12 protein-coding genes are annotated in these 11,208 nt (G+C 68.0%); 5 read left to right on the top strand and 7 right to left on the bottom strand.

Annotated elements, in window-relative coordinates:
• Positions 1-172: 172 nt before the first annotated feature.
• A complete protein-coding gene (gene rnk, locus RMO04_RS10510; RefSeq protein WP_309644734.1) occupies positions 173-586 on the bottom strand; it encodes a nucleoside diphosphate kinase regulator in 414 nt (137 codons plus the stop codon).
• A 271-nt stretch (positions 587-857) separates the two neighbouring features.
• Here rnk and RMO04_RS10515 point away from each other — a divergent pair, with 271 nt between their 5' ends.
• Together RMO04_RS10515 and RMO04_RS10520 are read left to right on the top strand one after the other, a co-directional pair.
• The gene (locus RMO04_RS10515) at positions 858-1,127 is read left to right on the top strand and encodes a hypothetical protein (RefSeq protein WP_309644735.1); all 270 of its coding nucleotides are present in this window, start codon (positions 858-860) and stop codon (positions 1,125-1,127) included.
• A 94-nt stretch (positions 1,128-1,221) separates the two neighbouring features.
• A complete protein-coding gene (locus RMO04_RS10520; RefSeq protein ID WP_309644736.1) occupies positions 1,222-2,421 on the top strand; it encodes an MFS transporter in 1,200 nt (399 codons plus the stop codon).
• A gap of 7 nt (positions 2,422-2,428) precedes the next feature.
• Here RMO04_RS10520 and RMO04_RS10525 read toward each other — a convergent pair whose 3' ends face one another.
• The 6 genes from RMO04_RS10525 to RMO04_RS10550 all read right to left on the bottom strand — a co-directional run bounded on the left by RMO04_RS10525 (position 2,429) and on the right by RMO04_RS10550 (position 9,081).
• Positions 2,429-3,667: a glycosyltransferase family 4 protein gene (locus RMO04_RS10525; protein ID WP_309644737.1), complete on the bottom strand. Its 1,239-nt coding sequence runs from the start codon at positions 3,665-3,667 to the stop codon at positions 2,429-2,431.
• Positions 3,664-5,541 (bottom strand): hypothetical protein, encoded by a 1,878-nt coding sequence (locus RMO04_RS10530; protein ID WP_309644738.1) that lies wholly within the window; start codon positions 5,539-5,541, stop codon positions 3,664-3,666. Before RMO04_RS10530 ends, RMO04_RS10525 begins: the two co-directional genes overlap by 4 nt.
• 32 nt (positions 5,542-5,573) lie before the next feature.
• Positions 5,574-6,329 (bottom strand): ABC transporter ATP-binding protein, encoded by a 756-nt coding sequence (locus RMO04_RS10535; protein ID WP_309644739.1) that lies wholly within the window; start codon positions 6,327-6,329, stop codon positions 5,574-5,576.
• Entirely contained in the window at positions 6,326-7,159 is an 834-nt protein-coding gene (locus tag RMO04_RS10540) for an ABC transporter permease (protein ID WP_309644740.1), read from the bottom strand. Before RMO04_RS10540 ends, RMO04_RS10535 begins: the two co-directional genes overlap by 4 nt.
• A gap of 131 nt (positions 7,160-7,290) precedes the next feature.
• Positions 7,291-8,016 (bottom strand): methyltransferase domain-containing protein, encoded by a 726-nt coding sequence (locus tag RMO04_RS10545; protein ID WP_309644741.1) that lies wholly within the window; start codon positions 8,014-8,016, stop codon positions 7,291-7,293.
• A gap of 27 nt (positions 8,017-8,043) precedes the next feature.
• Positions 8,044-9,081: a dehydrogenase gene (locus tag RMO04_RS10550; RefSeq protein ID WP_309644742.1), complete on the bottom strand. Its 1,038-nt coding sequence runs from the start codon at positions 9,079-9,081 to the stop codon at positions 8,044-8,046.
• Between the two features lie 183 nt (positions 9,082-9,264).
• On the opposite strand from RMO04_RS10550, the gene RMO04_RS10555 reads away from it, so the two are divergent.
• The 3 genes from RMO04_RS10555 to RMO04_RS10565 form a co-directional block, all read left to right on the top strand.
• Positions 9,265-10,245, top strand: a complete 981-nt coding sequence (locus RMO04_RS10555) for a glycosyltransferase family 2 protein (RefSeq protein WP_309644743.1) — start codon at positions 9,265-9,267, stop codon at positions 10,243-10,245.
• Positions 10,246-10,254: 9 nt separating this feature from the next.
• Positions 10,255-10,617: an EamA family transporter gene (locus RMO04_RS10560; RefSeq protein ID WP_309644744.1), complete on the top strand. Its 363-nt coding sequence runs from the start codon at positions 10,255-10,257 to the stop codon at positions 10,615-10,617.
• 10 nt (positions 10,618-10,627) lie between these two features.
• Positions 10,628-11,208, top strand: a 581-nt coding sequence (locus RMO04_RS10565) for a hypothetical protein (RefSeq protein WP_309644745.1), incomplete at its 3' end; no start/stop codon positions are given.

Consider the following 11,208-nt stretch of genomic DNA (forward strand, 5'->3'; position numbering starts at 1 on the left):
GCGCGGATGTCGGCGAGCTGCTCGTCGTCCAGGCGTTGCGAGAGGTCGACGCCCTCGATCACGGCGCCGATGGTGGGCGTAAGCGGCTTGATGGCGAACTTGGACATGGTCTTGGCTCCGACACGCCCGCCATCTAACCGCGCCGGGCGAGGCGGGCCAAGTGCTTGGCGCGCTAGAACGCCAGACGCGCGGGCGGCGTGGCCCGCAGGACCTTCAGCGCGCGCTCGGCGCCATTGCGGTTGGGCCACAGGATTTCCTGGCCGGTGGCCAGGCCGATGAGGCCGGCGCCCACGGGCGTGACCACCGAGATCTTCCCTGCGGCGATGTCGGCCTCGTCGGGAAAGACCAGCAGCACCGTGCGGCGCTTTCCGTGCGCGGCGTCGATGAAGACCACTGTCGAATGCATCCGCACCACGTCGGCGGGCACGGCGACATCCGGCTGGATCTCGGCGCGATCAATCTCGCCAAGCAGCAGATTGGCGGCGAAGGGCGCCTGCGGCTCCATCTGCAAGGCCAGGGCGGAGAGGCGTTCGGCGTCGGTTTCGCCAAGAATGATGTCAGGCGTCGAAGTGGCGGCGGCGGGCATGGATGTGTTCCGGCGTAGGGGCATGGGACGGCCCCGCGCGATGGCGGGGCTCGATGGATCGCGATGTGGAGAAGTCGCCCCGCATCCCCGGGCGACACGCACCAAGGGGAGCGGGGCTAGAATCCTGCCAGCAGGCTGCCGCGCCGAGAACGTCCAATGCTGGGTCGCTGGAACATGACGCCATCCTGCATCGCTGCCCGGTGAAGTCAAATCGCGGCCGCCGCAGCCCCGCCAACTCCCGGCGCGGCAAGGAATCATGCGAATAGGGTTCATGACCAGCCCGCCCGGTTTGCCTGAGTTCGACCTGCCGATGATCTTCGGGGACAAGATGGCGGGCCTTGGATTCCAGTCCGGGGTCTTTCGCCTCGCCTTCTCCGCCAATGTCGCCGATACGGCGGGCCAGGAGCAGATGGTGCAGTCCGGCTACCTGATCCTGACGCCCGACTGCATGATCGAACTTCGCAGCCAGTTGGACCAGATGATCGGCGAGCTGGAGCGGCGCGGGCTGATGAACCTCAAGCCCGACAAGCTGGACGGCTAGCTGCCCGGAAAGGCATACCGCGCGCCGATATCTTCGCTGGCGCGGCATGCGCCGGCCCTGTCAGATGCATCCGCGCAAGGGCCGGGGAATCATCATGACCGCGAAAGCTGCGGGGCGTCTGGGGCCCGGCCTGATCGTCGCCATCTGTTTCAGCATCGCGGCCCTGGAAGGCTATGACATCCAGGCCTTCGGCGTTGCGGTGCCGCGCATGGCGCCGGACCTGGGCCTGGGCCCGAGCCAGCTTGGCCTGGCGGGTAGCGCGGCCATGCTGGGCCTCGCCATCGGCGCGCTCACCGGCGGCTGGGCGGCCGACCGCTTCGGCCGGCGGCCGGTGCTGACGGTGTCGGTGGCGTTCTTCGGCGTCTTCTCGGTGGTGACGGCCCTGTCGCAGAGCTACGAGATGCTGGTCCTGGCCCGGCTCGCGACCGGCCTGGGCTTCGGCGGCGCCATGCCCAACATGATGGCCATCGCCACCGAGATCAGTCCGCCGAACCGGCGCGCGATCACGACGACCAGCATGTTCTGCGGCCTGCCGGCCGGTGGGGCGGCCGTGGCCCTGCTGGCGCAGTTCGGCGGCGATGCGGTGGACTGGCGGACCATCTTCCTGATCGGCGGCGCCCTGCCGCTGCTGCTGGCGCCGGTGGTGTTCTTCTTCTTGCCGGAGACCCGTCCGGCACAGAGCGAACAGGTCGATCGTCGTGTGGTCCACGGCCTGTTCGGCGAGCGGCGGGGCCTTGCCACCTCGCTGATCTGGCTGGTCTTCGCCCTCGACCTGCTCGTCACCTACCTGCTGCTCAACTGGCTGCCGACCCTGATGGTGGCCAAGGGCTTCACGCCACAGGACGGCGCCCAGGCCTCGTTCTGGATGAACATCGCCAGCGTCGTCGGCGCCTTGCTGTTGGGCTGGCTCGCCGATCGGGCCGGCTATCGCTGGCTGCTGGTGACGGTGTTCGCCGGGCTTGCGGTGGCGCTCTACGGCCTGTCGCAGTTCACCGAGATCGGTGGGTTGTTCGCCGCCGCCGCGGCCGCCGGCTTCGCCGTGGTGGGCGGCCTCTACATTCTCTACGCCCTGGCCCCGACCTACTATCCGCCAGGGATCCGCGCCGCGGGATCAGGCGCCGCCATCGCCGTGGGTCGGCTTGGCTCCATCGCGGGCCCCTTGATCGCCGGCCAACTGCGCGCCGCGGGCTTTGGTCCCGACCAGGTGCTGCTGACCCTGGTGCCCGCCGCCGTGTTCACGGCGGTGGGCGTCTTCGCCTTGACCACCTTCTGCCGGCCGCATCGTCAGGATTGATCAGCCGTCAGTCCGCCGCCTGGTTCTTCCGCGCCCGACTGGCGGCGACCATGGCGGCCTTGCGCAGCTCGTTCGGCAGGGTGGCGAACCAGGCCTGGGGAGACAGCCGTTCGGCCACACGCCGCTTGCCGGCCTGGCGCAGGTGGCTGGCCAGGACCGGATCGCCGCGCAGTCGGATAAGATGCTGGGCCGCGACTTCGATATCGGGCTCGGCCCAGGTCTGGCCCTTGTAGATCCCCTGCGGATCGTCCACCGCCACAGGCGTCGAGGGCGCCACGAGGGCGCAGGTGTCGTCGATGAAGTCGGAATTGCCCGACCAGCCGGTGGCGATCACCGGAACCGACAGCGCCATGGCCTCGGCCATGGTGAGGCCAAAGCCCTCGGCCCGGTGCAGCGAGATGAGGACGTCGGCAGAGGCGATCAACGCCTTCACCTGGCTGTAGGGCCAGACGGCGTCGAGGATCTCGACATTGGGCGGGGCGTCGCTGCGGAGCTTGGCGAGCAACTCGGGGAAGATCGCGCCCTTCTGGGTCTTGATGATCAGCCGGGCGGTGGGGTCGTTGGGAAAGGCGCGGGAGAAGGCGGCGATGACGCCCTGCGGATTCTTGCGGGCCATGGACGAGTTGAAGTCAAACAGGGAGACCGCCAGGAATCCTGGCGCGCGCGGCAGGGGCGCGACGTCGCGATAGTCCTCCAGGAAGATCGGATGCGGCACCACGCGCACGGGCGCCTTCGCCCCGGCGAGGGAGGTCGCCGTGTATTCGCTGGGCGCCCAGATCTCGTCCACCAGGGCGCCGTCTTTCAACCACGACTTCGGGGCCTTGGGCAGCTCCCAGGCCCAGTATCCGAACCGCGGGCCGCGCACCTGCCTCGGACCCAGATAGATCAGAGCCCCCAGCATTTGGGGGGCGTTGATGTGGAATATCCAAGGTCCCGGCGTGCGAACCACCCCCGGCGTGCCCGCCCAATCGGTCTCCGCGGGCGATACGTCCACCGCCTCTACCGGCACCCCCAGGGCTTGAAACGCGCGGACGGCGAGACGGGCCGAGGCGGTTATGCCGTGGGTGTTGGCGAAGTAGCCGACCACCCGGATCGGGCCTTCATAGACCTCGGCGTCGTGCGGTTTGCGCGAGAGCCGTCTGAAATAGCCCAGAAGGAAGCGCCGCAGGACCGGCTGGGCGGCGTATCGCACCGATTCCGGCACGAGCGCCTTCCACACGGCGCGGACCCCGTGCACTCGGCTCATACGGCGCGCCGCCAGGTCACACCGTTGGCCAGCAGGGCCACGGCGTCCGCGGGGATCAGGTCGGGGTGAACCTTGTAGACGACTTGGTCCACCTGGGCCGGGGGCGCGGCGGGGACGCCGCCGGGGGTGCGGAAACGACCGCCGGCGGCGTCGAACACCAGGGCGTCGCGACCGGCGCATCCCGCGCTCCAGGTTTCGACCACCACGAGCTCGCCGATCCGGCCGGTGGCCAGGGGGCGGACGTGCGGCGGCGGTTCACAGCGCACGGTGAGGCGGGCCAGCTCCCAGACCGGATGGCTATCCACGCTGGCCGGGAGGGCGGACAGGTCGATTCCGACATCCGCCAGCCCACCGCCGATCAACCAGCGCAGGAAAGCGAACCTTTGCGCGAAACTCAGCAGCGGGAAGAGCTTCTGAAGGTCGCTCCGGCTCTCCCAGATTTCGAGGAAGAGGCGGATGAATGGCAGGCCGCGGGCGAGCTCCGGCACAGGCGCGTCAAACCGGCGACGCAGCGCCGCGGCCAAGGCGTCGGGCCAGCCCGCGCGCAACGCCAATCCATAGGCGGCGAAGTTCAACCGCGCCGGGGTGGTGTCACCGGCCACATAGCCTGCCGCGCGCAGCGGCAGGTCGGCGTCTCGCCAGGTTTCAGCCGGGACCAGCCGCGCGGAGAACCGGCCCTCCAGGGCCTCGGGTCCCAGCAGCCAGGCCTTAAGCCCCTCCGGGTCGGTGGCGAAGCGGTCGCGAAGGTCCTTGCGTGCACGCAGCAGGGCTTCGATGGCCGGGGCCTCGGGTCCAGCCATCAGCCACCGCGCCAGTTCCCCAGAGCCGGCGAGCCACGGGCCATCGGAGGGGCAGGCCGCCTCGCGAACGACGTTGCCCGGCTCCACGGAGAGCCAAGCCTCCGCCCGCGCGGTGAGTCCGCCGCCGAAGTCCTCGCCCCTGCGCGCCGCGGCCAGCAGGCGTCGGCGCTGGGTCGTGGTGGCGATCTGGCCAGAGGGGAAGGCGCGATGGCCGTAGGGCGTTTGCGAGGCCTGCTCGTGGCCGTTGCGCGCCAGGACGCCGGCATAGTCGGCCAGGAGTTTCGCCAGGGGCGAACCGGTCGCCACCTTCACCCGGTCCTGATGCTTTGAGAGCAGAGCCGGGTGCGCCGGGTCGAAGCCCGAGAAGTGGAAGAAGCCCAACGGCTCTCCGTCGACCACCCAGCCGCCTGCGTCCCTCACGAGGTCACGCCCCTCAAGATTCCAATAGGCGAGGTTTAGCGCCGGCGTTCGTAGCAGCGCCAGATCGCTGACGAAACCCGGCGCCAAGTCCATCCACTTCTGATCGGTAAACAGGCCGTTGGCGAAGTCCACGCGGCAGTCGAAGCGGCACTTTTCCGCCCACCAGGCCAGCAGCGCATCGATCTGCGGCTCGGCGCGCGCGGCCATGAAGCCGAGATTATAGGCCCCCGAGGTCAGGATGACGTGGTCATTGGGATTGGCCTCGCCCCGCAGCGGCCGGGTGAGGTGGGGGGTGAGCGCCAGCGGCGCGCGCGCCAGGCCCTCTCGCACCTCATCGAGGGGGCGATAGACCCAGATGTCGGGGTCAAGATAGGCGCCGGCCGTGACCCCCGCTTCGCCCAACAGGGCGCGGAAGGCGTGCGGCTTGACCGCCGTGTTCAGCTCCAGCGCGTCGTAGTAGGCGCACATGGCGGCGTAGTCGGGGACCAGGGTCGCGGCGTCGATCACTCGGATCTTCGCGTCGGCGAAGGCGATGGGGCCATCGGTGGTCACCACGACGCGCTGCGCCTTGGGCTCGGCGGTCGCCAGGCTCTCCATCAGGCTCGCCGCCTGGGCCGCGTAGTTGCGCGACACGATGGTGAAGATGACGTCCACAGACTTGGGCTCCCCCGACGGCCGACGATCTATCAGGCGGCGGCCAGCAGTTCGTCCAGCTTCTTGATGTCTGTGACGGGCGAGGCGACGCCGCTCTCGATCCGCATGACCTTGTTGCAATAGAGCCGGATCAGATCGAGGTCGTGGGAGGCGAGGACGAGGATGCCTGCGCGTTCCATCAGGCCCAGCAGGCGCTTGTGGGCGATTTTCTGGAAGTCGGCGTCGCCCACGGCGATCCATTCGTCCATCAGGATCACGTCGGCCTCGACCGCCGTGGAGACGGCGAAGGCCAGGCGCGCCTGCATCCCGGCGGAATAGGTCTTCAGGGGCATGGCCAGGAAGGGACCGAGGCCGGTGAACTCGGCGATCTCCTCCAGTTTGTCCTCGATCTCGCGCGCCGTCAGGCCGGCGATGCGGCCGCGCAGGCGGATGTTGTCGAGGCCGGTGGCCGAGGGATCGATGCCGAGATTGAGGTCCAGCAGGGCGGCGATCTGGCCGTGGACGTCGATGGTGCCCTCGTCAGGCTCATAGGCCCCAGACAGGGCCCGCAGCAGGGTGGTCTTGCCGGAGCCATTGTGGCCGATGAGGCCCAGCCGGTCGCCGGCCTTGAGCTTCATATTGACCTTGGAGAGCGCGGTGACCTCGGTGGCGCCGGTCATGGTGCGGCCGAGCTTGCCGCCCACCGTGATGCTGGCCAGCCGCTTCTTCAGCGACTTGGCGTCAACCCCATAGACCGGAAACCGCAGGGTGAGATCGGTGACCGAGATCGAGACCTGAGGACCCTTCATAGGTAGTGCACGATCCGTCGGCGAATGTTGGAGAAGATCGAGAAGGTTATCAGCCAGCCCGCCAGCGCCATGCCGCCGAGGACGAGATAGGTGATGGGGTCAGGCGCCTCGCCCAGCAGCGGCGCGCGCACGGCCTCCAGCATGTGGAAGAACGGGTTCAGGAGCAGCACCGCGTGGTCCAGCAGCCGGCCGCCGGGCAGCCAGAACACCGGCGTCATGAACATGGCGAACTGGGTCACCGAGGCCACGATCTGCGGGATGTCGCGGAACCGTGCCGAGGCCATGGCGGCGGCCAGGCAGATCCACCCCAGGTTCAGCATGACCAGGACCACGCCGACGACCGAGAGCACCACATTCGCCTCGCGCCAGTGGTCGTAGAAGATCAGCGTGCCCAGGATGATCACCAGGTGGTGAGCCAGGTTGATCACGTTGCGCAGCACGGTGCGCCAGATGAAAGTCATCATCGGCAGCGAGGTCTGGCTCAGCATCCCCGAGGCGCCCACGAAGGCGCCGCATCCCTCGACGATCACGCTGGAGATCAGCCCCCAGAAGACGATGCCGATGGCGACATAGGGGATGAAGTCATGGACCGGGATCTTGAAAAGATTGGCGTAGAGGAATCCGATCCCCGCCACCATCAAGCCCATGGAAAGCGTGATCCAGAAGGGGCCGATGATCGATCCGCGGTATCTGGACACCACATCGTGCCAGGCCAGCGACCACGCCAGCCCGATCCGGCCGAAGGAGGCGCGCAGGTCCGCGAACGCCATGCTGAACTCGTGCATGGGCCCGCGCCGACCGGTGCGCACCATGTGCTGTACGGATTGCATCACGTCTCCCGACAGGCCTGCGGACGCGAAACGTCCGTAAGCCGCCGCGCGGTGGGTAACAGGTCGCATTTTGCGGCGCAAGCATGGCACGCGCGGCGGAATCGCCGGGGATTCAGCGGGTTTGGGGCGCCTTAGAGATCGTTCTCATCCTCGAAGGGCGGCGGACTGGTCTTCATGTGGGCGTGGTCGGCGCGGTACTGGTTGAAGTGCTTGCGGTCCGCCGGCGCGGGCTGAACCACGTCGCGGACCAGACCGCCATAGGCCAACTCGCGGGCCGTCCGCTTGCGGACCACGAACTCGATGCCGCATTCGCCGATGGGCGTCAGGGTCTGGTCGAAGCGGGGCAGGTCGTAGCGGAAGGTGGAATTCAGCAGAGCGACCTTCTCGACGTCGGCGGCTGGGCCGAGGTTCGACAGCAGCTCCAGCACATTGATCGAGACCTCGCTCCAGGAGCGGGCCTTGCCCATGGTGAAGGTCCACTTGTGGTCGCGGTTGTGGGTGGAGGGCCAGACGCCCTGTTCGTAAAGGTCCTCGTCGGGCAAGGTAACGATCAGAAAGCCGCCCGGCTTGATGGCCCCGAACCAGGCCGCCAGCCCCTGACGCGGATCGACGAGGTGCTCCAGGCAGTGGCTGGAATGGACGAAGTCGAGGCTGTCCTTCTCCACCCCTTCCAGGAACTGGGCGTCGCCGTCCTCCCAGTCCCAGACCCGGACGGACTTCAGCCCTGGGAAGAAGGGGACATAGAGCGACAGCGGGTCGGGCTTGCCGCCGATGTCCAGGCCCTCGCCCACGAACCAGCGGCGGGCGAAGTTGGGATCGGCCATGCGCCGGACGATGGATTTGGAGAGCTCTTTCACGTCGCGCGTCCTAGCGGGTTTCTCGGGCTACCGCACGTCCCAGGATTCGACTCCGGTCGCCGTGAACCGCGCCCCCTGGGCCGCGCCGCCGAAGGTGGCCAGCAGACGCTTCAGACCCTCGCGTCGCGTAGGGTCGACCAGGAACATCATGAAGCCCCCGCCGCCGGCGCCGCTCACCTTGCCGCCGAACACCCCGAAACTCTTGGCGGCGTCGTAGACCCGGTCGATGTGGGGGGAGGAGATGCTGTGGGCGATCTGCTTCTTGGAACTCCAGCCCGCGTCCAGCAGGGCGCCGAACCGGGCGAGGTCGCCGGCGACCAGCGCGTCGCGCATCTCGAAGGCGCCGGCCTTGAGGGCATGCAGGCTCTCCATCGACTTGGTCTCGCCGCTGCGCATCTTGGCGGTCTGTTCGTCGATGATCGCGGCGGACTCGCGGCTGACCCCGGTGAAGTAAAGCACCAGAGAGGCTTCAAGCTCCTTTATCACCCGCGCCGGAACCTCGACGGGCTCGACCTCGACCCGATGGCCGGCGGCGAAGCGCATCAGGTTCAGGCCGCCGAAGGCCGCGGCGTACTGGTCCTGGGCGCCGCCGGCCAGGGCCAGTTCCCGCCGCTCGATGTCGAAAGCCAGGGCGGCGACGGCCTGGGCGTCCATCTCCAATCCCATGAACCGACGCATGGCCTCGACCATCGCTACGACCAGGGCCGAGGATGAACCCAGCCCCGAACCGGGCGGACAGTCGGCGGAGGTGACGAGGGTCAGGGGGATCGCATGGCCGCCCGCATGATCGGCCATGAAGCGGTTGTAGACGCCCTTCAGCAGGCGCAGCGGCTCGTCGGTGGGCAGCGGCGCCGTGGCCTCGCCCTGCCAGTCGATCTCGCCATCGGCGGCAACCAGGCGGACCTGATCGTCCTTGCGCGCTTGGACCGTGACGTGCGCGAACAGGTCGATGGCGGCGTTCAGCACCACGCCGCCGTGCTCGTCGCAATAAGGCGCCACGTCGGTTCCGCCGCCGCCGAAGCCTAGTCGAAGGGGGGCGCGGGCGCGCACCAGCTCGTGACGCATCGTCGTCGGAGGGTCCAAGGTCGCCTAGAGGGTGTGGGCGGGGTAGTCGCGCCCGGCCGCCTTTGCAACCACGAACGGGGCGTGTAAGCCAGCCGCTCGTGGCGGTGACCCTTGTCGATGCAGACGACTGAAACCTTCCAACCCTCCTTTGTCGGGTCCCCTGTCAGCTCGCTGGACTCGGCGTTGCAGGACGCTCGAATCTGGATGGTCGTGCCTTGCTACAAAGTCCGCGACCACATCCTGAAAGTGATCGCCAAGGCGCCGTCCTGGATCGAGGGCATCGTCTGTGTCGACGACGCCTGTCCCGAACACACCGCCGACTTCCTCGAAACCCACAACACCGACCCGCGCCTCGTCGTCGTGCGGCTGGCGGAGAATCAGGGCGTGGGAGGCGCGGTGATCGCGGGCTATGCGGAGGCCGAACGGCTGGGTGCGCGGATCCTGGTCAAGGTCGACGGCGACGACCAGATGGACCTGAGTTACGTTTCGCAGCTCGTGGCGCCGATCCTCTTGGGCGAGGCCGACTACGCCAAGGGCAACCGATTCACCTCCATCAGCCATCTGACCGCCATGCCCCGCGTGCGGATTTTCGGCAATGCGGCGCTGAGTTTCGCCGCCAAGGTCTCGACCGGCTACTGGAACGTATTCGACCCGACCAACGGCTTCACCGCCATTGAGGCGAGCGTCGCCAAGCGGGTGATCGAGAAGCGGGTTTCGCGGCGGTTCTTCTTCGAGACCGACTTGCTGTACCATCTGGGCACCCTGCGCGCAGTGGTCCGCGATGTGCCGATCCCCGCCCGGTATGGGGACGAGGTGTCCAACCTGCGCATCGGCGGCATCGTCGGGCCCTTCGCCTTGAAGCACCTGCAGAACTTCGCCCTGCGAATCCTGGGGCAGTATTTCGTGCGCGATTTCAATGTCGCCACCCTGGAGATGCTGATCGGCGCGGCCTTTCTGAGCTTCGGCGCCGGCTATGGGCTGCATTGGCTGGCGGTGCGCGACATCGGCCAGGCCGCCTCCGCCGGCGTGGTGATGACAGCGGCCTTGCCTGTGATCATCGGGGTCCAGCTATTGCTTCAGTCCATGAACTTCGACGTCATCAACGTCCCGACGCGGCCGATTCACCCCTATCTGCGCACGCTCGAGCGCATCGCCAGCGAGTGATCTCAAGTCATGGGATGGACGAACGCCCTGCTGTGCTCCCTGGTCGCCGTGGCGCTCCCAATCGGACAGGTGATGTTCAAGTGGGCGGCGATCTACAACGCCCGGCTGGAAGGCCCCTTCATCTGGCGCCTGCTCCAGAACTGGCCGCTGATCGGCGCGTTCGCCTGGTACGGGGCGACCGCCCTGCTCTGGTTCTACGTCCTCACACGCGTGCCTCTATCGAGCGCCTACATCTTCTCGCTGCTGGGCTCGGCCCTGGTGCCTGTCGCGGCGTGGGTCATCTTCAAGGAACCGCTATCGTGGCCCATGGCGCTGGGCTACGCCTTGATGCTGGGGGGCTTCGTCGTCATCGTCACCCAGGTACGCGCCTAGGGAAAACGCAATGCGTGGGCTGAACCTGAGGCCGGAGGCCGTGCTGCGCGCCGTCCTGCTGGCGGGCCTGGTCTTCCTGCTGGCCGCTAGCCTGCCCGGCCACCTCTCCGCGGACTCGGTGACCCAGCTCTATGAGGGCCGTTTCGGCGTTCGCGAGAGTTTCGGCCCGGCGGTCTACGCCAAGATCCTGGGCCTGTTCGACGAGATCGTCCCGGGCACGGGGCTCTATGTCACCGCCAGCGCGCTGATCCTGTTCTGGTCGCTGATCTCGCTCATCGGCCTGCGGGGCCGGACGTCCTGGTGGGCGGTCGGCTTCGCCGTCCTGGCCACGGCGTCGCCGACCCTGCTTCTGTTCCAGGGCGTTGTCTGGAAGGACGTGCTGTTCGCCAATCTGAGCGTCGCGGGCTTCGTCTGCCTGGCCCATGCCGCCAAGGCGTGGGACGGCGAGGGACGGCCCTGGGTCCAGCTCGCCGGCGCGGCCCTGGCCCTGGCGGTCGCCATGTCGGTACGCCAGAACGGTCTCGTGCTGGTGGTTTTCGCCGCCCTGGCGCTCGGTTGGACCGCGGGAAGCCGGGGCTGGCGTGCGGGCCT

Source organism: Phenylobacterium sp. (assembly GCF_031412415.1).
Taxonomy (GTDB): domain Bacteria; phylum Pseudomonadota; class Alphaproteobacteria; order Caulobacterales; family Caulobacteraceae; genus Phenylobacterium.